This is a genomic window from Haladaptatus caseinilyticus (genome assembly GCF_026248685.1).
Lineage (GTDB): Archaea > Halobacteriota > Halobacteria > Halobacteriales > Haladaptataceae > Haladaptatus > Haladaptatus caseinilyticus.
Genome location: NZ_CP111039.1, coordinates 24,402 through 44,291, shown reverse-complemented (window position 1 = coordinate 44,291; position 19,890 = coordinate 24,402). Strand labels below are relative to the sequence as shown.

The 19,890-nt window shown below is 52.4% G+C and carries 24 protein-coding genes; 9 read left to right on the top strand and 15 right to left on the bottom strand.

Translation table 11 applies throughout. The features are described 5' to 3' along the window. Positions 1-96: 96 nt before the first annotated feature. Both OOF89_RS17190 and OOF89_RS17185 read right to left on the bottom strand, forming a co-directional pair. A complete protein-coding gene (locus tag OOF89_RS17190) occupies positions 97-1,500 on the bottom strand; it encodes a hypothetical protein (RefSeq protein WP_266080757.1) in 1,404 nt (467 codons plus the stop codon). 10 nt (positions 1,501-1,510) lie between these two features. Continuing rightward, positions 1,511-2,041 carry a hypothetical protein gene (locus OOF89_RS17185; RefSeq protein WP_266080755.1) on the bottom strand — a complete coding sequence of 177 codons (531 nt, stop codon included), beginning with the start codon at positions 2,039-2,041 and terminating at the stop codon, positions 1,511-1,513. Positions 2,042-2,176: 135 nt separating this feature from the next. Here OOF89_RS17185 and OOF89_RS17180 point away from each other — a divergent pair, with 135 nt between their 5' ends. Together OOF89_RS17180 and OOF89_RS17175 are read left to right on the top strand one after the other, a co-directional pair. After that, the gene (locus tag OOF89_RS17180; RefSeq protein ID WP_266080753.1) at positions 2,177-2,410 is read left to right on the top strand and encodes a winged helix-turn-helix domain-containing protein; all 234 of its coding nucleotides are present in this window, start codon (positions 2,177-2,179) and stop codon (positions 2,408-2,410) included. Then, positions 2,407-2,577, top strand: coding sequence for a hypothetical protein (locus OOF89_RS17175; protein WP_266080751.1), 171 nt, complete (start codon positions 2,407-2,409; stop codon positions 2,575-2,577). Before OOF89_RS17180 ends, OOF89_RS17175 begins: the two co-directional genes overlap by 4 nt. Before the next feature lie 205 nt (positions 2,578-2,782). Here OOF89_RS17175 and OOF89_RS17170 read toward each other — a convergent pair whose 3' ends face one another. From OOF89_RS17170 to OOF89_RS17135, 8 genes are all read right to left on the bottom strand, one after another. Beyond that, entirely contained in the window at positions 2,783-4,138 is a 1,356-nt protein-coding gene (locus tag OOF89_RS17170; protein WP_266080749.1) for a hypothetical protein, read from the bottom strand. Between the two features lie 207 nt (positions 4,139-4,345). Further along, positions 4,346-4,582: a hypothetical protein gene (locus tag OOF89_RS17165; protein WP_266080875.1), complete on the bottom strand. Its 237-nt coding sequence runs from the start codon at positions 4,580-4,582 to the stop codon at positions 4,346-4,348. A 142-nt stretch (positions 4,583-4,724) separates the two neighbouring features. Beyond that, positions 4,725-5,177 carry a GNAT family N-acetyltransferase gene (locus OOF89_RS17160; protein ID WP_266080873.1) on the bottom strand — a complete coding sequence of 151 codons (453 nt, stop codon included), beginning with the start codon at positions 5,175-5,177 and terminating at the stop codon, positions 4,725-4,727. 120 nt (positions 5,178-5,297) lie between these two features. Next, positions 5,298-5,861 carry a GNAT family N-acetyltransferase gene (locus OOF89_RS17155; protein ID WP_266080871.1) on the bottom strand — a complete coding sequence of 188 codons (564 nt, stop codon included), beginning with the start codon at positions 5,859-5,861 and terminating at the stop codon, positions 5,298-5,300. 291 nt (positions 5,862-6,152) lie between these two features. Next, positions 6,153-6,863: a phosphoglycerol geranylgeranyltransferase gene (locus OOF89_RS17150; protein ID WP_266080869.1), complete on the bottom strand. Its 711-nt coding sequence runs from the start codon at positions 6,861-6,863 to the stop codon at positions 6,153-6,155. 57 nt (positions 6,864-6,920) lie between these two features. Next, positions 6,921-7,370, bottom strand: coding sequence for a type II toxin-antitoxin system VapC family toxin (locus tag OOF89_RS17145; protein ID WP_266080867.1), 450 nt, complete (start codon positions 7,368-7,370; stop codon positions 6,921-6,923). Then, complete coding sequence (locus tag OOF89_RS17140; RefSeq protein ID WP_069451581.1) at positions 7,367-7,696, bottom strand: AbrB/MazE/SpoVT family DNA-binding domain-containing protein; 330 nt, start codon at positions 7,694-7,696, stop codon at positions 7,367-7,369. The genes OOF89_RS17145 and OOF89_RS17140 overlap by 4 nt, the downstream gene beginning before the upstream one ends. A gap of 358 nt (positions 7,697-8,054) precedes the next feature. Continuing rightward, complete coding sequence (locus OOF89_RS17135; RefSeq protein ID WP_266080862.1) at positions 8,055-9,014, bottom strand: transcription initiation factor IIB; 960 nt, start codon at positions 9,012-9,014, stop codon at positions 8,055-8,057. Between the two features lie 376 nt (positions 9,015-9,390). On the opposite strand from OOF89_RS17135, the gene OOF89_RS17130 reads away from it, so the two are divergent. Then, positions 9,391-9,879, top strand: a complete 489-nt coding sequence (locus OOF89_RS17130; RefSeq protein WP_266080860.1) for a histidine kinase — start codon at positions 9,391-9,393, stop codon at positions 9,877-9,879. A 93-nt stretch (positions 9,880-9,972) separates the two neighbouring features. Here the strand turns inward: OOF89_RS17130 and OOF89_RS17125 are convergent, their stop codons facing one another. After that, positions 9,973-10,473, bottom strand: a complete 501-nt coding sequence (locus OOF89_RS17125; protein ID WP_266080858.1) for a DM13 domain-containing protein — start codon at positions 10,471-10,473, stop codon at positions 9,973-9,975. Positions 10,474-10,661: 188 nt separating this feature from the next. On the opposite strand from OOF89_RS17125, the gene OOF89_RS17120 reads away from it, so the two are divergent. The 6 genes from OOF89_RS17120 (at position 10,662) to OOF89_RS24790 (ending at position 15,398) form a co-directional block, all read left to right on the top strand. Further along, positions 10,662-10,799, top strand: coding sequence for a hypothetical protein (locus tag OOF89_RS17120; protein ID WP_266080856.1), 138 nt, complete (start codon positions 10,662-10,664; stop codon positions 10,797-10,799). Positions 10,800-11,143: 344 nt separating this feature from the next. After that, a complete protein-coding gene (locus tag OOF89_RS17115) occupies positions 11,144-12,106 on the top strand; it encodes a spondin domain-containing protein (protein ID WP_266080854.1) in 963 nt (320 codons plus the stop codon). A 194-nt stretch (positions 12,107-12,300) separates the two neighbouring features. Continuing rightward, a complete protein-coding gene (locus OOF89_RS17110) occupies positions 12,301-12,969 on the top strand; it encodes a DUF547 domain-containing protein (RefSeq protein ID WP_266080852.1) in 669 nt (222 codons plus the stop codon). Between the two features lie 95 nt (positions 12,970-13,064). Then, entirely contained in the window at positions 13,065-13,739 is a 675-nt protein-coding gene (locus OOF89_RS17105) for a prenyltransferase (protein ID WP_266080850.1), read from the top strand. A gap of 184 nt (positions 13,740-13,923) precedes the next feature. Next, a complete protein-coding gene (locus tag OOF89_RS17100) occupies positions 13,924-14,658 on the top strand; it encodes a ferritin-like domain-containing protein (protein WP_266080848.1) in 735 nt (244 codons plus the stop codon). Between the two features lie 101 nt (positions 14,659-14,759). Beyond that, positions 14,760-15,398 carry a DUF7344 domain-containing protein gene (locus tag OOF89_RS24790; protein ID WP_456071289.1) on the top strand — a complete coding sequence of 213 codons (639 nt, stop codon included), beginning with the start codon at positions 14,760-14,762 and terminating at the stop codon, positions 15,396-15,398. Positions 15,399-15,528: 130 nt separating this feature from the next. On the opposite strand, the gene OOF89_RS17095 is transcribed toward OOF89_RS24790, so the two are convergent. The 4 genes from OOF89_RS17095 to OOF89_RS17085 all read right to left on the bottom strand — a co-directional run bounded on the left by OOF89_RS17095 (position 15,529) and on the right by OOF89_RS17085 (position 19,841). Continuing rightward, on the bottom strand, positions 15,529-17,058 hold the full coding sequence (locus OOF89_RS17095) for a DUF4394 domain-containing protein (protein ID WP_266080846.1): 1,530 nt from the start codon (positions 17,056-17,058) through the stop codon (positions 15,529-15,531). A gap of 407 nt (positions 17,059-17,465) precedes the next feature. After that, complete coding sequence (locus OOF89_RS24785; RefSeq protein ID WP_456071290.1) at positions 17,466-17,597, bottom strand: DUF7837 family putative zinc-binding protein; 132 nt, start codon at positions 17,595-17,597, stop codon at positions 17,466-17,468. Between the two features lie 165 nt (positions 17,598-17,762). Beyond that, on the bottom strand, positions 17,763-18,650 hold the full coding sequence (locus OOF89_RS17090) for an NAD-dependent epimerase/dehydratase family protein (protein WP_266080845.1): 888 nt from the start codon (positions 18,648-18,650) through the stop codon (positions 17,763-17,765). Between the two features lie 684 nt (positions 18,651-19,334). Continuing rightward, the gene (locus OOF89_RS17085) at positions 19,335-19,841 is read right to left on the bottom strand and encodes a halocyanin domain-containing protein (RefSeq protein ID WP_266080844.1); all 507 of its coding nucleotides are present in this window, start codon (positions 19,839-19,841) and stop codon (positions 19,335-19,337) included. Positions 19,842-19,890 lie beyond the last annotated feature (49 nt).

Sequence of the window (19,890 nt, the reverse complement as noted above, 5' to 3'; positions counted from 1 at the left end):
GATCACCGCAGCACAGTGCCGCCTAAAGACGACACTGCTCGACTGCGAGTGGGAGGACAAAACCCGTCCTCCGTGGGTGCAAGTCGATACTGGCTGTCAGTCATCGTCTGGGCTCGCTCTGTTCGATTCTGCTGTGTACTCCCAATCCCGGCTGTTCACACGTCGCTTCCGCATACTCTCCTTTCCACCATCGGTCCGAACGGCTCGAGATTTGTCTCGCTTACTCTGAACCCACTGCTTAGCGGATTCTGTGCGCTCACCTGCGCGTTGACGAATGTTACGTAGCTGGTGCTCACGGGACTGGATCCACGTGGTCGCTGATTCTTTGCGCTCTTTGGCACGCTCGTAGGATTTCTCCATACCATCCTTCGTAGGACGACTGTTCCCGGCCGCTTTGCTCATCTTTCCCGCATAGCGTCGCGTTGCGATCGACGTCCAGCCGAGGATCGCGACCGACAGGATTGCACCACCGAGGAAACCCATTCCGGCGAGCACGTCCCCAAGTGGACCAAATCCGAAATCGAAGTCGATGATCAGTCCAAGCCGGAGGAGGAAGGCCGCTGGGAAGACGAGGATGAGCAGCGTGATGTAGTGCCACGCTAACCGCGCGAAGAAGCCGCGCATCCACTCGGCCGGTGCCGTGAGTGCCATGATCACCAGGAGGGGCATGCACACCTGGTAGAGGATGAGCAGTGCGTGCCGCGTGCCATACATGAGTGCTAGAGCAGCAACTTCCGAGACGCCCGCACCATGTGTCAAGACGACAGTGAGAATCGCACCGGAGGCCACTTTCACGAGCCCATTCAGTGTCGTGACCATTTCCGCCCCACTTGGAGCGAGCGTGGTCGCAAGTGCATTGTTCAGCCGGGCGATTGCTGTCCCGATCTGCCACCAGAGGCCGATGAACATCCCACCAGCCGTCGTCTTGACAAGCAAATCACTCCCATCAAGATGCTGTCCGATGCCGGGTGTCGTGACCTTGATCGCAGAAAACCAGTGGTTCAACACCAGGAGTATCATCGACGTTGAGCCGACGTATGGAACATAGAGCTGCCAGAAGACGGCGTTCCAATTGGGATTCTGATTCTCCACGGGGTAGCCAAGGATGCCGAGATAACCGTCGTTCGTCGGGTATGGCGTCCCAACGATGAAGCCGGTGAAGGCGTTGATGAAGTCCTTGAACGCCTGAGTGAGCTGGTTGGCAAGCCACGTCCCAGCCAGATAATTGACCGCAATTTTCGCGGTCTCTTTTGGCCCCGGGATATCAGGCATGAACCCACCGAAGCCACCACTCCCGGACGAACCACTGCCCGGCGCATGCGAGCCGTTGGCTGGCGTCGTTGTCGTCGAATTATTGGCTGCAGATCCGTTGGGCGAGGTGGCTTGAAACATCGAGTGTGACGAGTGCGAGTCAACGGCGACTACTGGGGTAATCAGCATCGGTGCGAGGAGGAGCACAGCAAGACTGACAACCAACACTCGTCGGGTGTTGGCGTGCATGCATTCCTCCTTAGACACCGGGCAGACAGCTGGTATCAACCGGGAAAGCCATCCAGCCCATCATGATGCCAAGCAGTGAGAGACCGACAAGGGCGCTAATAAAGCCCTTGTGCCCATCCATCTGCATGCTTTTGAACGTCCCTTGCTTGCCACTCGACATCGAGAGTGCCTGGCCGCCACCACCGATGAGTTGGCTCAGCGCGTAGGCACCGACGAGGAACGTCCCGCCAGCGGTGAGAAAGAACGGGAGTGCCTGTCCGATGAATTTGGATTGATCACAGACATTCACGCTCCCACTCGATTGGGCGGCGGCACGACCAATAACGAGGCCTGACGTAAGCGCGACACTGTATGCCTTCGGAATCGCTTTTGCAACCGTCTCATCTGTGACTCCGACTGCTTGACCAGCACGCACGGCCACTGTGTCGACCAGCACTATACCAGCATCAACCATCCCTGCAATTGTCTGTGAAATAGAGTCACTAGACGCTGTTTCTGACCCGTTTCTGTCGCTCTGCTCGTGATTTCCTGGGGGAACCATATTCCATCCTACTCAACTAGAAAGAGAAATAAATAGTTTACGGACAGTAGTGTCTTTTCGTATTTTACTGTCCGTAAACTACAATAGGTCAATGACAGACAACACTTACGTATGATACGCTACGAATTGCAGCCGATGGTTCGACTAAAGGATGTTGACAAGCAAATACTCGACCTGTTTCACGAGGGCGATCGAACGCAATCATATCTGGTCGACGAAACAGGCTACACCCGGCAATACATCCATCAGCGATTAGAAGTGCTGGAAGCAGCGGGCTACATCGAAAACATCCACGCCAAATCCGCACTGTACCACCTCCTCACTGACCCACGCGAAAACACCGAAGACGACCAAGACTCAAACTCATGACTGCACTCAAAACCACGCTCATCGATGCGATCAAGCACAGTCGGAGAGTGCGCTTCTGGGGCGCGATTCTTGCCGCTGTTATCGTTACCTACGTGTTCGGGATCGAGGGATCAGGTGCTATCGTGATTATCCTTGGTACCTTCCTCATTGCGAAATGGAGGGCGTGACGATGGGAGCTATCGGAAGAGGTGCATCCGCGATTTTATTTGCATTTGGAGCTCCATTCCTCGTTTTTGGTCTCTCCTTCATTGGGTTCTGGTATCATCTTTCGATGTACCTACCGGGTGTGTGGGCAAAGCGAGTAGCTTTCCTTGTATCGCTCATCTGTGTTTTGCTCGTCCTCCGAAAACTCAGAACCGTATAATCGTCAGATCAAACCGGCTTTCCATCAACTGTGATATCCTCCATCACGTCACCCGACCCACGAAGGAGCATGTTCTCCGTCGCCTGCCAGCCGGGCGTTTGAACCTGCAAATTCCGAACCGTGACGTTGCTTGCTGCATCATCAACGACGAGTGCTTTCATCGGCATATCATAGATCGTTATCGAGACGTTCTCGATCATCGCTTTTTGAACCGCATGTTGGACGGTGATACTCCATCCAGTGGGCTTCTTCTGGACGATCTGTGTATTCTTGATTGTGCATGAGCCGTCGTCTAATCGGATAGGACGCTGCTCGTCGTAGAACTCGTTCCCGAACGACTGATCGATGATGACCTTGCATCCAATGATCTTCGAGTTCTTGCCCCCAATGCGGATGTTTGACGCCTGTGAATTGCCTGAAATGCAGTTTATCACTTCGACAGTGCCGTCTCCTGTACCCGGATGTCCACCGATTACGTAGATCCCGTTGTCAGGCCACCCGCCACAGATAACCCGTTCTAAGCGGAGCTTCCCCTGCGTGCGTGGATGCATCGTAATCCCCGATGTCGCCCACGAACGACCAGCATACGGCCCCCCGTCGTAGGTATCTCGCGTATTGATTGTCTTTTGGTAGGTAAGACCACCATGCCGGATGTCGATATTCCGGGCCCGAATGAACGCATTCTCAGTCGCGGGGTTCAGTCGGAATGGTCCCTGACAGCCGAGCGAGTGCATGCCGACTTGCCGAATGTTCTGAATCATCGATTTCCCGGCGGTATGATGGTTCAGAATCTGCATCCCTTCGTTCTTCCCGCGCCAATCAACTGAGAATCCACCAAACACAAAGCGTCCCTTGTGCGGTGTATCAGGCACTCCGATTTTGAAATGCTGAGCAGGGCCGTGATACTCCCCCTCGGTGACATCGAACCCCTCGATCGCGTCTACACGTCCGTGCGTGAGGACGGCATTTTGTCCGATAATTCCGAGGTTACGGAGTCCAACGTGGCGATGGTTCGTATTCAGTTTATACCGACCAGGTGGGAAGTAGACGAGTGTATCGTCGTCGATCACACGGTCGAGAACATCATCGACCTCTTGCTTCCCCGTGTTGTCTGCGCCTTTCTTCGCGATGTTGACTCGGTGCTTGAACTGGTCAGTATACTTTGTCGGATCGAATCCTGACGGCATACCGCCAGTTGAATTCGTGCTATTGGTGCTGTTCGATCCAGTATCTACCGCACCAATTCCACTGCCATACACACACCCGGACAGTGATGCAAGGCCGAGACTGGCGGTTGTTGCGAGAAACGCCCGTCGACTGTGCGATTCGTGGCCATCTGTGTCAGCGGTTGGTGGTGGTGTCATAGGGGAATCACTCGCGTTTCAGTGCAGGCGTTGTTTCTAGAATACGTTATTACCCACCATTAGATAAGTTTTACGTACGTTACTAAGTGAATTGAAGCGGGTTTTTAGAATTTCAGACGCCTTTGTTAGCATTGTATACTAACAAGAGCGTTGAAGAAAGAGTGAGAGGCGGAAAGAGATCAAAACGCAAGCAGACCGAGCGACGAGCTAGCGAGTAATACCGGGAATGAGATCCCAAACGTTCTCAGTCGCAACGTATTCACCGTCCTGCTCTTCGATGTATCCTTCAGCAAGGGTCTCGGCTATCGAATCATCAATATCGCCGTCAAAGCGACCATGCTGGGTTGCAATCACACCGATGTGATCACGATCAATTGTCGCACGGTTTTGCCCACCCGTGTTATGCTCGATTATCCGAGCAATGATTGCGGCATTCTCGCTCATGTCGGATAGTAGTGTCTGAACGTCGTTAAATCGGTGGGCGATATTAGTTAGTATAAAATACTAACCTACGAGCGACTAGTTGGAGGCGCACACTCCCGATCAACACCCTTACCCTTTCGATTGTAGATAGCACGACATGAGCTCAAAGAAACAGATAAACAGCTAGTCGCAGAACGATCGTCTGATTCACGTTAGAGCTCCTTCTCGATAACCACCTGTTGTACTCTCGGCTTTCGTAGTACTGGTGGATCTCCTCTTTCGCGAGTGGCGACGCCAACGCAACGTATTCACACTCATTCTCGGTCGCCCACTGTTCAACGAATCGGATGAGTTCCGTTCCGTATCCTTCTTCTCTTCGGGATTCGTCGACAACAAGATCGTAGAGCCAGGCATGGCGACTATGATGGAGCAATTCTCGAATTACGACGCCCGCGACCCCGATAAGTTCGTCGTCAACAAAACCACCGAATAAGCGGTACTCTTCCTCACCTGTCCACGCAACAATTTCGTCACGGTCACGATCAGTCCAGAGCTGTTGGAGAAGTAGGGCTGCCTCTCGACGTTCACTCTCCGCTTCTAACACACGAATATCCATACGCATTCATATAGATAGGAACAGGAAAAAGTGAACGGTAGTCGGTATTGATCTCCCTTTTAGAGATGTGCGAATGTTCACTTTTGGATGAGATAATAAAACACGTCTAGTATCCCTAAATCATGTGAAATCCACGTTAGCATTCACAGAGTCTCTATCCCATTCATCGGCGAGGATTCCAAAGTAATAGTAGCTCACATACTCACCATCGGAATAGAATTCGTCGCGCTGAAACCCTTCCTCTGTAAAGCCAAGTGAGTCCCAGATCTGTTTGGAGGCAGCATTCGATTCTTGGACCCGTGCGATGAGTTTGTGGAGACGCAGCTGCTTGAATCCATAGTCGACAATGAGTGCCACCGCGTCTGTTCCGTAGCCGTTGCCCCATTCGTCTGGTGTAATCCAGAGGCCGATTTCCCCCTTCCCTCGCTGATAGTCAAGTGAGAACAGCCAGATGAGCCCGATTGGCGTCTCATCGACACAGATGAGAAAGTAGATGCTGTTTTCGCCCTCGGTAATTCGCTCTTCGAGATGCGTCTGTTGTTGCGCGTGATTTGAGGGAGTATATCGTCCAATGTTTTTGCGGATTCGTGGATCATTGAATCCTTCTTGTATAAATGCGAGATCTTCCTCTTCGACTGTACACAGGGTAAGTGAATCGCTGCGGAGATATGCTGGGCCGGGCATCCGTATCACTAGTAATGATGAATCTCGGTAAATACCTCCACTTTATTATTTGATGACTGATAACAGAGACATCATCAATATTTCTTTAAGACCAAAGCAGTGGATTACTGTGTTGATTGCTTGAGTTCCGACAACCAAGTGTACTATGCCCGACCCACTCTGGAGTCAAATCGCAACTAAATTTAGATGGGCCGAGACAGCATTGGTTAGTAGCTCAAACTAGCCTATGGACGACTGATTACCGGCTCTTTCTCTCTGTTCCTCACCACTACAATGGGAGAGAGCACAGGATTACGAGTCGTGCTTTGCATCCCTTGTTCCACGAACAGTTGCCTCGACCACCTCGATACCGGCCTCATGGAGCACATCACCGACGATGACCGTGTCTGCGACACTTGCCATTTCGTAGGCCGAATTATAGTCGTGAATCCCCCCACCATAGAAGAGCTGCGCTGATGAGAGCGCATCTCGTGTGGCAGCGACAACAGCTGGATCACCAAGCATGCCAGAATACTCGAGATAGACGATTTCTTGGCTGAGGACCTGCTCAGCGAGTTCAGCATACGCAACGACGTCATCCGTATCAAGACCACAGTCTGCTTGGGTGAGCGTCGCAACTGATGACGCCGGATTCAGGACGATATAGGCTTCTGGCTGGACGTAGTCCCACTCAGGATCAGATGAGCGAACCCATTCGTGGTGTGCTCCTGTGATCCACAGTGGGTCATCGGCGTTCAGAACGATCGGAAGCAGGTACCCAGAGAGTCCCTCGGTATGAGATGACGACGGACGGTAGGTTGGCTCGACGAAGATGGGAATTTCGGTAGCAGAAAGCGCATCAAGAATCGGTTGAACACGGGCTTCGGTGACGTTCGTGGTGCCACCGATGATGATTGCGTCGGTCCCCGTGTCAGCAATGCTAGCGTAAGTATCCTCATCGTGGAGTGCTTTATCCGGGTCAACCTTCGCAATGTGGTCCCACTGTGCCCACGCAGCCGCCATACCTCAATGTAGTACGGAGATACGCAAACCGCTTTCCGTCTGTTCGTCTCCCACGTGTCACGCTGGCTCTGTCCGGATCCGTTCGACCGATACATCTACGACGAGCTCCGTGAAATCGTCGTCAGCACCGACCAGAAGCGTTGCATCTTCGGCAACCGCAAGCGCCACAGCATATGCATCGCCGAGCGCGATCCCTCCCGCTCCTTTCACTTCAGCTGCCAGTGGCCACGACTCGGAGGGAGCACACAGTGTGACACCGCCGTCCACCAAGTCACGCACGGCCTGTCGGCCGGTCGCCAGTGTCTCTTCTGTTGGCGTTCCCGGTGGGGAGCCAGTTTCAAAGCGGGCGATTTTGTACATCAGTTCGGTCGCCGTGATTTCACTGACCGCTACGGCCTCTTCACCCATGTAGACATCCGTCAGGAGGTCGCGGACAGTCTCCCCACCGGGTTCACCGTAGTAGTACGCAAGGAGAGGTTCCGTATCAAGAACGTAGCGATAGCTCATTCGTCGGTGGTCTCGTCTGTGTCGTCGGTAGCGACGTAGCGCTGATAGTCACGCTGGTCAGCGGTGTCCTCTGCCTGGCGCTCAGCTGCCTGCTCCTCTCGATGGTGCGTAATGACCTCGCCACGCTCGTAGTCTTCCCCCAGTGACCCGAAGCGTTCACTTGGTTTCGGGACTGGCTCGACGACGAGTTCGCCGTCTTCTTCGCGGAAGCGCACACGGCCTGGGATTTCGATGCCGTACTTCTCCCGGAGCGACTTGGGGATCGTCGCCTGGCCTTTGCGGCTGATACGAACGACGTGGTCGCCATTTTCACTCTTACTACTCATAGTTCTTTACTGAGTAGATAGTATGACTTCCAGAATATTAAAACATACGGTGAGAGGGGATTGAGCCCCCCAAGAACCGTCCACTGCCTCATGTTGCACTAAGCACTAGTGGACATACCCATGATCAAGTGATTGTGAAATGGGCTGATTTTATTCGGATGACAGAGTGAAAACAAATTGATATAGGATTTGAAATAAAGAGGCGCCACACCTATGACCCTCTCCGCTAGTGTGAACCATCTGCAGCAGTTGAACTCACCAGAGGCTGACGAGGCATCGGTTTGGAGACAGTCTATCGAGATGGTCGCCACTTGTTAGCGTGGACACTCACGATTTGCGTTGGTTGTTCCGGCTGTGATTAGTTGAGATCGAGTGCGTCGATTTGTTCTTGATACCGGTTGCGAATGGTGACTTCGGTGACCTGTGCAACATCAGCGACGGCCTGCTGTGTCTGTTGTTCATCACACAGGAGTGACGCGGCGTAAATCGCGGCCGCGGCGCAACTAGTGGGTGATTTTCCCGAGAGCAGGCCCTCTGTTGTCGCGATGTCGAGCAGTTCGTTCGTTTTCGCTTCAACGGCATCACTGCATCCAAGTGCTGAACAAAACCGAGGGACGTACTGTTTCGGGTTCGCCGGGTGGATTTCGAGTCCGAGTTCCCGTCCAAGATACATATATGAGCGGGTGATTTCTTTGCGTCTCACACGCGATACTTCTTCCATCTCCTCGAAACTCCGCGGAATATTCTCCGTACGACACGCTGCATAGAGACAACTGGTCGCAATCCCTTCGATCGAGCGGCCTCGAATCAGGTCCTCATCCAATGCACGCCGGTACAGTACACAGGCAACTTCGCGAATCGAGCGCGGGATACCGAGTGCGCTCGCCATCCGGTCGATCTCGGAGAGCGCGAACTTGAGGTTGCGCTCACCAGCATCTTTCGTCCGGATTCGTCCTTGCCATTTTCGCAGTCGGTGCATCTGGTTGCGTTTTTCGGCGGACAGCGCGTGACCGGATGCATCTCGGTCTTTCCAGTCGATATTCGTAGTGAGACCTTTGTCGTGCATGGTCTTGGTGATCGGCGCGCCGACCCGGGACTTGCGTTCGCGCTCTTGATGGTTGAACGCTCGCCACTCTGGTCCCCGGTCGACGGTCCGCTCTTCAATAATTAAGCCACAGTCCTCACAGACGAGTTCACTCCCGTCTGCGCTCGTGAGCAGTGTTTGTGAGTCGCATTCAGGACAGTTCTGGACGCCTTTATGTTCCTTGGTAGTGTGCTCCGTCTCGTCGTCTGTCATCCGACGGGTAAGGCGTCTCATTGGGTAGCTATCGTATATGCGGTTCCAGCGTGGTTAACGTCTCTGTCTAATTCTCTAGTGACATGAATGAGAACTATATTAATATCATTATAATCAGCCCATACATAATTCAATTGTAGTAATCAGACACGAGCATAACGTAGGTTGTCGCAACGAATGAGGCCACAAGTCGTGTCTATGGCAATGTACCGATCGTCCTCTCTGTCTACACCGCATACCCGTGAGTAGCGCGCATGAGAATCGTCTCGGAGGCACGGATTGAATCAGCCGCTGTTGAAGGCTGAAGGGATTTTAGTGTACATTGTCAATTTTGAAGAACGCGGTGTATTTCGAAGAATTCGACGACTGTTTACTTGATCATGCCATATGTTACCATATGGGAACAGAAACAGCAACGACTGATGAAGTTACCGCGGAACAAACTTCTCCAAGATATGGCCCGTGGTTAGGGGCGGTTATCGCCGGGCTCGCGGGTGGTGTCGCAATGGGCATCCTTCTACTCATTCTGAGCCCAGACGCCCTTACAATTGTAATCCCTGCTCTGTATGGACTGAGCGGCGGCATTGCTGGCTGGTTCATCCATCTCTCGAACAGCGCGATTTTCGGTGTTATCTTCGCCGCCATGATCTCACTGACCTCATTACACAAATACGCTGAGAGTGAGCGGGCAAGCATCGGCCTTGGGGCGATCTATGGGGTGGTGTTATGGGTCCTGACCGGTTCAATCATTCTCCCGCTGTGGCTGCAGGTTGTCGGCGTTCCAGCTGCACCAGCAGTGCCAACGTTCGCGTTGCCAAGCCTTGTTTGGCACCTCGCGTATGGCGTTGTTCTGGGTGCAGTGTATCCGTACGTTCGAACCATCTAACTCATCACCGAGAATTCGCTAGTTATTTTATTACTGTCCATTATCTTGAAAAATAGTCAGCGTGATGACTGGGCTACGGACAACGCACTTCGCTCAGACATCCGAGAGCGTTGCTGACCCGAACGGAACACTGAAATCATCGCACCAAATACTCACACCGTTGTACTCTTGAGGTTCGAAATCGGCGGGAAGTCGTTGGGTGAACGTCCCCTCTTTCGTACTCTCGCCACCGTCCGCCCCGCCGTCAATGCGCACTTTCGTTCCAGCCTCAATATCTGCCTCTGTTTCGGGGTTTGCCGCGGGTGTCAGATACACGAATACATCAGGTCCTTGTGTCTGCTCATACGCTTCGAAGCGAAGGAAATGCCCATCACTGTCGCGATAGAGAGTCACAGTTCCCGACACGTCGTGGGCACTATCAGCACCGTTGAACGTTCCCGTCTTTATCGCGGTCGCATCAGCCGGAACGGCTGCTTCGCTCACAGTCGTAGATTGTTCGGGAAGGAAAACGTCGGCGACCAGCGGACCGCCGACGACCACGAGAACGACGGTGACGATTCCAACCACGACGAGTTTGGTGACACTCACTTGCATTGGTTCTCACACTCTGTACGGCACGATTAGATATGACGAAAGCGGATAGTCAGTTACGTTTACGTAACTGTCATGGCTGAACCACGACGCGCCAAACCAAGATCGATGTCACTAGTACGGATCCTGCCTTTACGCGCACTCATGCAGTCCGTAATTAGGTATTCCATACGCGTGTACAACCCTTTGAGATGATGGTATCCTTGCTCCAGAACGAGTTTTCGACGAAAAACCTCCCACTCGCTGTCGTGGCGGATTTTTATGGTTCCCTGAAGACGCTGTGGTGGCCAGTTCCACTTCCGTTCTCTACCGAAATCCTCTGCGAGTAACGTCCTGCTAACGCTGGACCGGAGCTTCTATTCGGGTGAAGATACCCAGTGACCAACTGACCGGCTCTACAGTCAGTTTACTCTTGATTGTCTCTCTTTGATCATCACGGTCTGAGTGCCTGGTTTGACAAGGAACAGGAGAAGGATTCTCCCTGATGTCATCGGCGGTGAAAAATAATGTTCGTCTGTCCGACCATTATACATTACTACTCCCTCTTCGTCTATTACCTTGCTTTCGAGATGGTGTATTGGTGGGTTGACCAGGACAGACTAGCGAGACACTTGATGGACGGAGTTCCCGTTTTATCATCTCTTGTTGCTCATCTTTCCAGGGGGGATCCAGAATGAGACAGACCGACAGCAAGGAATGGAGTTCTGACACCTGCAGACACGCAGAGTCAACAGCAAGGAGAACCATTCGAACTCACTCACAAGTATCACGCCGCCAGATACTACGAAGAACAGCACAACTGAGTGCAGGAAGTGTTGTAGGGAGTTCACTTCTGACTGGTGCTCCTGTGGTAAGCGCACAAACTGAAACCGGAACGGGCGGAGAACGCTCGCAAGCGGGAACAGCATTTCGCGTCCGCATTGAGAACGTTTCCTCGGAGATGACCTTACAGCCAGCAGAAGGGCAACCCCAGCCAGTTCCACTTTCACCCGGTGCATATGCAGTGTTCATGAGGTCAAACCCGATTTTCACACCTGGTAAGCAGGATCGGGGCCAGGGAGTAGAGGGAATCGCAGAGGATGGTGATCCAACCCAACTCGGCGAGTCACTGCCGAACCAAGACGGTGTGACAACTAGCGGTGTCTTCGATACTCCCGTTGATGGAAATGAACCCAGTCCAATTGGCCCGGGGCAGTCGTACCAGTTTATGACCCAGGCAATGCCTGGTGAACGCCTCACGTTCGCAACGATGTTTGTGCCATCGAATGATCTCTTTTTCAGTCCCGACGAATCGGGAATTGCTCTCTTTGATGGCACAGGCCATCCGATTCAAGGAAATGTCACACCGCAGGTTCTGTTGTGGGATGCAGGAACGGAGCAAAACCAGGCGCCAGGTGTCGGGCCTGATCAAGTCGAACGACAATCATCGCCCAACACGGGACCAGAGGAAACCCAGCCAGTCCGACTAGTGAGTGCGGCAAACGATGGCTATCAGTATCCAGCCGTGAGCCAAGTCATCAATGTGACTGTCGTTCCGCAGGTGGCAATGAATCAGGATGGACAGGGAAATGAGACGGGGATGGGGAACCAGTCGGGAATGGAGACCGAAACGCCAGGCGGTGGCGGTAGCAATTGAGTGACTTCTCTCACCCTTCCTAATCGAGAGAATAACTTGGTCGAAGATATTCCACTGTCCAGATCAACCTCAAAGTCAGCAGTCAGTGCTACCAAACAAACACTCATTACCACGAGTAGCATACTAAGTGCCATCCCTAACGTCCGCTTATACATGATACTCGGAATCTCACCAAGATAGCACGTCAGTTTCTCATGGCTGTTCGACATGGCGAGAATCCACACGAATACGTGCGCCACCTTGCGAGACTGAACGACAACCAGTTGTCAATTCTGCAGGACAGCCACCACGCGGCACTGACGTTCTGGCTTAATCTATACAACGCCACCGTCCAATATCATCTCGAGAGCGACCCAGGCCTCTTCGATACCAAACGCCGGTTTTTCAGAAAACCTCGTATCGATGTAGCTGGAACTGCACTGAGTCTCGATGCTATTGAACATGGCCTTCTCCGCCATTCAAAATGGAAATATGGACTTGGATACATTCCATCGTTGTTCCCGAGTCAGTTCGAGCGACGACATCGGCTCCAGTACCTTGACCCACGTATCCATTTTGCGCTGAATTGCGGAGCTGAGAGCTGTCCACCGATCGTGGCATATAGTCTCGCGAATATCGACGCTGAACTCGACGTGAGTGCGCGGTCGTTTCTCTCTCAATCAACAACGTATGACACCACCGCAGATGTTATTCATGTCTCTCGCCTGTTTCTGTATTATCGCGGAGATTTCGGTGGACGGAGCGGCATCTACGACTGTCTTCGTCAGTACGATGTGCTTCAGCGATCCGAACACCCTCGTATCAAGTACAAACCATATGATTGGGCGCTCCACAAAGGAATGTATCGGGATATTCCCGAGTAAACTAGCACTGTATGCGCTCAACAATGGAAGATTCACAGACCGGAGAGGATCCAGGACGGCATGAGAAGTGGACTATCATACGGGCGATTGTTCGGATGGCACGACCGCCACAATTAGTGCTTATTATGATCGTCTACTGGCTTGGTGCCGCCATCGCCGCTACACACGGGGAATCCTTCCACTCACAGCGGTTCGTTATCGGTCTCGTAGTCGTGCTTGTGGGATCTGCTAGTGTCCACCACGCAAATGAATATGCCGACGCCGAGACAGACGAACTCACGACTCGGACACCCTTTTCGGGTGGAAGTGGTGCACTCCCTGAAACTGGACTCTCACCAAATGTAGCACTGGCTGCTGGAACTGTATCACTTACAGCGACAGCCTTGCTTGTGATTCTGTATTGGCAGGCACTCCCATCCATTGCGTTCGTCGTGCTTGCGATTGGGATCGCGCTCGGCTGGCAGTATTCTGTCGGCCCACTTCGGTTGGCATGGCGAGGGTTCGGTGAACTGGATAACGCAATTCTTGGTGGGATGCTTCTTCCGCTCTACGGCTATGTTGTCCAAACTAGCAGTCTCACAATAGAGGTCGTACTTGCTCTCGTTCCATTCACAGCAATCGTGTTCGTGAATCTGTTAGACACCACGTGGCCAGACCGAACAGCGGACGCTGCTGTCGGGAAGAACACGCTGGCGACGCGCTGGTCGGCTCGACGACTTCGTACCCTCTACACGTACTGCACGTGTGGTTTTCGGCGGAGATGCCGATGATTGCCCAGCGAGCCATCATGCTCATTCGAATTTTTGAGACGATTGCACTCGTCTTTTTGACCTGGATTACCTGGGACTGAGGTCGCTATTTTTACTTGGGTTGGATTTGGGTGAGAGTTCGGAAATCGTTCTTGTAGTCCATGGCCGTATCTAACGGTGTACCAGCTGGGTACAGTGATCGATCATGACCCAGGATCCACCTACCAAACCAGACACCAAAGGCATCGAACAAACGAATACCAGCATGCGCGAGCAACTCAGTTCCCGGCGCACGTTCCTTGCCGGCGCCGCAGCTGTGGGGGCAGCGGGCATGACAGGACTCGGCATGGGGACGGCCGGAGCAGATGAGCATGGATCGGATGGCGATGATAACGACAGCGGTTCCGGAGATAATAGCATGAACGACATTGACATTCTGAATTACGCACTGACCCTTGAACACCTCGAAGCAACCTTCTACCAGGAAGGGCTCGACGAATTCTCTGCTGACGACTTCATGAACGCCGATCTTGGTTGCGACGTCTGTGATGAGGTTCGAGAGCAGATCCCAGACCAGGTCAAAGTCGTTGGTGAGCACGAAGCAGTCCACGTCGACCAGCTCACGAAGGTGATTACGGACCTCGGTGGCACACCCGTCGAAGCCGCTGAGTATAACTTCGGGTACGAGACACCTGCTGAGTTCTTGGGTGTGGCGATGGCACTCGAAAACACGGGTGTGGCTGCCTACGCGGGTGCCGCACCGTCGATCCAGAACAGTGACTTGCTTTCGGCAGCGCTTTCAATTCACAGTGTCGAAGCCCGTCACGCAGCGGTGTTCAACGGTGTGAACATGGAGTCGCCGTATCCAGATGCTTTTGACGAGGCTAAATCGATGGACGAGGTTCTAGAAATCGCTGGCCAGTTCATCGTCTCGGAATAAGACGTATTACTAGAATCCTGTTGTAGGATTCCTGTAAAGACAAGATACCAAACTTTCCTCGATTTTTACGGCCTAAAAGAGATTAGAAATAAGAGACTTTCATGAGTACGAGTTCTGAGACAACAGAACCAATTGATGGTAGTTCGACTTCTGACAAGGGGAGTGAGCACCCTCACCAGCTTTCGAAAGATACGATTTACCATCTGTTACAGGTCCAACGCCGACGCTATGCACTCCGCTATCTCCAGGAAACAACGGATCCGGTTCGAATGCGTGATCTCGCTGAACAAGTTGCAGCATGGGAATATAAGACACCGATTGAACGATTAGTGTCGAAAGAACGTCAGCGGACCTATGTCAACTTATATCAGTCACATCTTCCCAAACTCGATAAAGAGGGCGTGATTGAGTATGATCAAGGACGAGGACTCGTGACGCGAACTGACATCGCCAGGCAACTCGATCCGTATCTCTCGACCAGCCAACCACACAAATCGGAAACATCGGAAGAGAATGAATCCGACGTGCGTATGACTCCGATTCGAGGGTGGGCCTTCTGGTATTGTAGTGGAGTGATAGTTAGCTGTGGACTTCTGACGATGACAATTGTTAATTTCCCTATCGTCGGACAAGTGTCTGATCAACTGGTACTGACTGTCATTGTCCTCCTTTTCACACTGATTACGGTGGGACATCACGTGAGCCACCAAGACTCACGGACAATCGGGATGCCAGACTAGTATCCTGTCCCAATGCTCTGAGGGCGGCTTTGTCTAAAATTCGAAAAACACGATCAGAAGCTTTGATGTCAGTATAACGGGAGCAGATTACTCCAGTTCCTAAGAAAGGGGAAACGCAATCGTCGTCGTGTTACTGATCGACGATGAATTGGCTGGCCGCTGCGAGCACCTCCTCCATCGTCTTCGGCTCGTCGAACGCCATCGGGAACGGCACATCCTGATTGAGAATGTTGAGATAGGAGGCGTGCCGGGCTTCGACGGTTGCAATCGTCGCCCCAGCGGTCTGGAGATCCGGATTCTCGATGAGTGCAATCGCACCATCGTAGGCGGACACACCGAGGTTTTCGAACGTTTGGGCGAGCGCGAAGTACTCCTCAACAGTGTCGAATGGGAATTCGAACTCGAGGCCAGAAACAGGCTCACCACCGAGATCCGTGATCACTTGTGTGAGCGTCTCAACGTGTGTCTGTTCGTGATCACGGATGAGGTTGAAATAGTCATAGGTTGACATCTGCAGTTCTTCTCCGAGTCGCTTGGCCGCCGCAGAGTTCTCGATTTCACACTCGCTGAACATCTGCTGGCCCTGCGTGTAGAAGGCTGCCTCTAACTTTTCGAGGGTCAGCGCATAATTCAGCACATCGATGTCGGTAACGGTGTCGTCCATTCCGTCACCCGTAACTTGCGTTGCCGTCCCCGACATGAGATCAATCGTGTACAGTCCAGTCTTCCCATCAACAGTCAACACTGCGTAGGCCGTCCCAGTCGTCCCCGAAATGTCGAAGCCGTTGATCGCGGCGACATCAATGCCGAGCTCACCGATCGTTGTGAGCTCACTAGTGTTCGGTGAGTTCGGATCGGCGTTCTGGCGGACGAGAACATCGAGATTGCTGTCGATATCGTACAGCGTGGTTGTCGTTGGGTCCGGAACGCTGTTGGTATATGCTGCGGCACTGAGTTGCGGCGCTGTCCCTTCATTTGGGTCACCCGTCGCGTAGAATGTATCGGGATCCTGTCGAATGATCGTTCCATCATCGGCGTTCGTGACGAAACTCTCGGAGGTTGTCGTCACAACGCGGATCGCATCCGCGACTGGATTGAAGTCAAACCCGATCCCATCGCTGAGGTCGGCACCACTATAGTCGGCTGGTGACCCGACCGGCCGGGCCGAGACGGCTTTGCCGTGCTTTTTCGGCATCGAGATCGTGTAGAGTTGACCGTGAGCATCCAACGCGTACAATACGCCGTTGGATGGTCGATAATCCAATCCAACAAGCAGGGTATCTTTCTTTAGCCCCGTAATTGGGCTAGCCTTCTTGACGTTGAACGTGCCCGACGAGAGGTTCACCGGAACGAGCGCGGTTTTGCCGTGCTTTGCGTACAGCGCAAGTCCGTGTTCGCTCGAGGGGTACTGACACTTGGAAGTCCGCTTGTGCGTGTCTTTGGTGGGCGGAACAACCGTGAAGCCGTAGATTCGTGCTTTGTCGCCCGCTGCTGTGGTCCCTGACCCAGCAAAGGATAAAGCACCAATGCCGACGCCAGCCTTCACTGTGTTGCTCATGAATGCGCGCCGCGAGTTGAGTTGGTCTGTTGCGTCTGCACAAAGGTCTGTGATCGATTCGAGCGTCCCATCGTCCGTGGGGGGATTGTTGTTTGCGGTCATAGTCTGTGTATAGTCGGGCTGTTGGCGACTCCTGCAACGAACGCAAGAGTGCTGCTAACAGTGCTATCGGCAGGGACACCTCCGATGGTCGAGGTAACAAGGTGGACAGGTGTATTACCGTCAACACATGTCCCAGTACCGCAATAATAAGTATGGGATACAATTCAATAAAGAATCATTTGGCTAACGTTGATAGTCCACACGTATCGGCATTGTAGACCCCATCAATACAATTTACATACGAAAACACGCAGTACATGTGGGTCACTGTATCATGGCTACGTCTACACCTCGATGCCGTATGCAGTCTCTGTAGAATGCTATTATCCCACTGCCGCTTATCGATTTATATCCTCGTAGGAGATTCAGACCATCATAGCATTGATCACCGATTTTCGGAACAACAATTAGTCTGGTCGAACGATTTCACGACAACCGGGACATTCCGCATAGACTGTGTTCCCAGTCTCGGTCTCGTATTCGATGTGGAGACTACTTCTTGGAATCGTCGCCCGACAGAACGGGCACGTGCCCAACATCGAATTACAGTTTGTCACGTACTAGCACCCACCCAAGTCGCTACTGCGGCAACACACAAACGCATTGCGAACAGGAAACTGCTTTGCATCGTTACGACCACGCGATGATCGATAAAGGAATGCTAATTATGCCGCGATACGTCGCGGTCAAATCTACACCTGGAATCAATCGACAGTGAGCTGTGGATCGGGAACTGTCTCGGTCGCAGCAGTGTCCCACGAATGAGCTGGCACCCACTCAAGGAGTTCTTGAGCCTTCCGTGTCGTGAATGCCGATCCATCACCATCCACGTCGAACGTTTCAGGAACTTCTCTAAAGTACTCGGCGATCAACTCTCGTAATGGTCGATCCATGTAATTCTCCGCAGCTACACCTAAGAATGGTTCGTGACCATCGAAGTCCGCTTCTAGTCCTGCTTGAACGAGCGATGCGATATCACGCACGTCGACGTATGACCAAAAGTTTCCAACACCTGCAGAGAGGTCGTCACGGGTATCGAGACATCGATATTCATTTGGATATTGAATCCACGATGGGCGGATCGACGCGATCTTGACGCCGTTTTTCCGTGTGACCATGTCTGCAATATTCTCCCCGACGACCTTCGATGTCCCGTAGGAGTCCTCAGGTCGCAATTCATGTGTCTCATCGATCGGGAAATAATCGGGGAGCCACGGTTCTTCAGCGAATGCAGTTCCGTACGCGCTCTCACTTGAGGCCGCGACGATGTCGGCGCCTGCTCTACCCGCGGTAACCAACACGTTGTACGTTGCCATGACATTGTTCTCAAATACTTCGACCCCAGCGGTTCGTCCCATTGCTGGAATTGCACCCCAGTGAACAACGTGATCCGGATCGATCTCGGCGACGATATGCGCTACTTTTCCGAACTCGGTAAGGTCACATCTCCGAAACTCGACGTTTTCTCGACCCTGAATGCCCCACCCGGGATGGGTGAAGTCGACACAGACGACATCGTAACCTGCATCTGCGAGAGTGGTAACTATCCACCGTCCCGAACGACCAAGGCCACCGGTTACAAGAGTTGCCATTTTTATCCTCAAACAGAGTACCCAGAATACCGTTGTAAATCTTTGTGAAACAGTACATTGAACGGTAGTTATCGGCTGTCTCATCAGAAAGGTTGGAGCCCATACTGACGGTTACGTAGCGACATTGGGAGTGTATATAGATAAATTCAATCACCCCTTTATTGTCGAGGCATCCAGCCGTTGTACGTTCTCGCGAACCGCCAACTCTATCGAAGGGGTTCACGCGAGAATGAATATCCTCATCAATCGCTTGTAAGATCGTGGAGGTTGAATCGAGAAGTAGTCTCCTACTGGTGGAACAAATTTCGTGCTGTCCTGAGACGGCGACTCATACTCCCACGTTTTGCACTAAGCAGAACTAACAAAGTCTGGCAAGCGTACCGGATTTGTATACTTCCGTTGATGGGCTCCCGGTAGTGGATTTAGATTACACCAAAATCACGTTCACCGTTCGACGGCGTGTTTAGACTAAACAGCATATTCACGACCATTTGTGCAATTATATCTATGATATTTTACTAGAAGAGCAACCATACCGAGAGGTGACCACTACTACCGACATCAATAGACAAACTATTCTGAACATCCTACTTTTTATGCCGTGTGAACCCCACTAACCAGAAATATGCAACCCTATGATATATAATTCCTATTAAATATTGTGGAAATGAATGGTCACCCTATCTACTCGACAACGAGAGCTCCTTTCATACCCATGCTGCGATGTGGTTCACAGACATACTGATACGTTTTGGATTCTTCAACAGTGTGTTTAAATGTCGCATTCTTGTTACTCAGTAAGTCGCTTGCAAATGCACCATTTTCTTCAACAACATTGTGTGCGCCACCCTTACCAGTCCATTCCCAGACCACCGTTGTTCCAGGAGATACACGAATTGCGGCGGGATCAAACGCGTACGGGCCAGTGTCACCTCCCGCACCGACAGCAACCACGACTCGATCTGACCCCGTCTTGTCCACGACACCATCATAGTTGAGGGCGTCGCTCATCCACGAATCGACAGCCGACCCATCAGTATTCTCTGTTGTGTCCGAGCTGTCGGTTCCACTGCCGAGGCATCCAGCGAGCGTTGTTACTCCGAGAGATGCACCGAGCGTAAGAATACGGCGACGGCTCGTGCCGGTCGTTTGTTTGTCGTTCGTCGGATTTTCGGATGGCTTTGGAGCCATAGTTGGCTCTCTGGGAACCGTGGGAATAACGCTTTCTATTTCGGGTTAC

Excerpts from the sequence above, each read along its gene's own strand:
- OOF89_RS17135 (WP_266080862.1), bottom strand. The coding sequence starts at position 9,014 with ATGAGACGCCTTACCCGTCGGATGACAGACGACGAGACGGAGCACACT.
- OOF89_RS17150 (WP_266080869.1), bottom strand. The coding sequence starts at position 6,863 with ATGGCGGCTGCGTGGGCACAGTGGGACCACATTGCGAAGGTTGACCCG.
- OOF89_RS17090 (WP_266080845.1), bottom strand. The coding sequence starts at position 18,650 with ATGGCAACTCTTGTAACCGGTGGCCTTGGTCGTTCGGGACGGTGGATA.
- OOF89_RS17130 (WP_266080860.1), top strand. The coding sequence starts at position 9,391 with ATGGGAACAGAAACAGCAACGACTGATGAAGTTACCGCGGAACAAACT.
- OOF89_RS17110 (WP_266080852.1), top strand. The coding sequence starts at position 12,301 with ATGGCTGTTCGACATGGCGAGAATCCACACGAATACGTGCGCCACCTT.
- OOF89_RS17095 (WP_266080846.1), bottom strand. The coding sequence starts at position 17,058 with ATGACCGCAAACAACAATCCCCCCACGGACGATGGGACGCTCGAATCG.
- OOF89_RS17155 (WP_266080871.1), bottom strand. The coding sequence starts at position 5,861 with ATGCCCGGCCCAGCATATCTCCGCAGCGATTCACTTACCCTGTGTACA.
- OOF89_RS17120 (WP_266080856.1), top strand. The coding sequence starts at position 10,662 with ATGATGGTATCCTTGCTCCAGAACGAGTTTTCGACGAAAAACCTCCCA.
- OOF89_RS24790 (WP_456071289.1), top strand. The coding sequence starts at position 14,760 with ATGAGTACGAGTTCTGAGACAACAGAACCAATTGATGGTAGTTCGACT.
- OOF89_RS17175 (WP_266080751.1), top strand. The coding sequence starts at position 2,407 with ATGACTGCACTCAAAACCACGCTCATCGATGCGATCAAGCACAGTCGG.
- OOF89_RS17160 (WP_266080873.1), bottom strand. The coding sequence starts at position 5,177 with ATGGATATTCGTGTGTTAGAAGCGGAGAGTGAACGTCGAGAGGCAGCC.
- OOF89_RS17085 (WP_266080844.1), bottom strand. The coding sequence starts at position 19,841 with ATGGCTCCAAAGCCATCCGAAAATCCGACGAACGACAAACAAACGACC.
- OOF89_RS24785 (WP_456071290.1), bottom strand. The coding sequence starts at position 17,597 with ATGTTGGGCACGTGCCCGTTCTGTCGGGCGACGATTCCAAGAAGTAGT.
- OOF89_RS17170 (WP_266080749.1), bottom strand. The coding sequence starts at position 4,138 with ATGACACCACCACCAACCGCTGACACAGATGGCCACGAATCGCACAGT.
- OOF89_RS17115 (WP_266080854.1), top strand. The coding sequence starts at position 11,144 with ATGAGACAGACCGACAGCAAGGAATGGAGTTCTGACACCTGCAGACAC.
- OOF89_RS17165 (WP_266080875.1), bottom strand. The coding sequence starts at position 4,582 with ATGAGCGAGAATGCCGCAATCATTGCTCGGATAATCGAGCATAACACG.
- OOF89_RS17125 (WP_266080858.1), bottom strand. The coding sequence starts at position 10,473 with ATGCAAGTGAGTGTCACCAAACTCGTCGTGGTTGGAATCGTCACCGTC.
- OOF89_RS17185 (WP_266080755.1), bottom strand. The coding sequence starts at position 2,041 with ATGGTTCCCCCAGGAAATCACGAGCAGAGCGACAGAAACGGGTCAGAA.
- OOF89_RS17145 (WP_266080867.1), bottom strand. The coding sequence starts at position 7,370 with ATGAGCTATCGCTACGTTCTTGATACGGAACCTCTCCTTGCGTACTAC.
- OOF89_RS17100 (WP_266080848.1), top strand. The coding sequence starts at position 13,924 with ATGACCCAGGATCCACCTACCAAACCAGACACCAAAGGCATCGAACAA.
- OOF89_RS17105 (WP_266080850.1), top strand. The coding sequence starts at position 13,065 with ATGGCACGACCGCCACAATTAGTGCTTATTATGATCGTCTACTGGCTT.
- OOF89_RS17180 (WP_266080753.1), top strand. The coding sequence starts at position 2,177 with ATGGTTCGACTAAAGGATGTTGACAAGCAAATACTCGACCTGTTTCAC.
- OOF89_RS17190 (WP_266080757.1), bottom strand. The coding sequence starts at position 1,500 with ATGCACGCCAACACCCGACGAGTGTTGGTTGTCAGTCTTGCTGTGCTC.
- OOF89_RS17140 (WP_069451581.1), bottom strand. The coding sequence starts at position 7,696 with ATGAGTAGTAAGAGTGAAAATGGCGACCACGTCGTTCGTATCAGCCGC.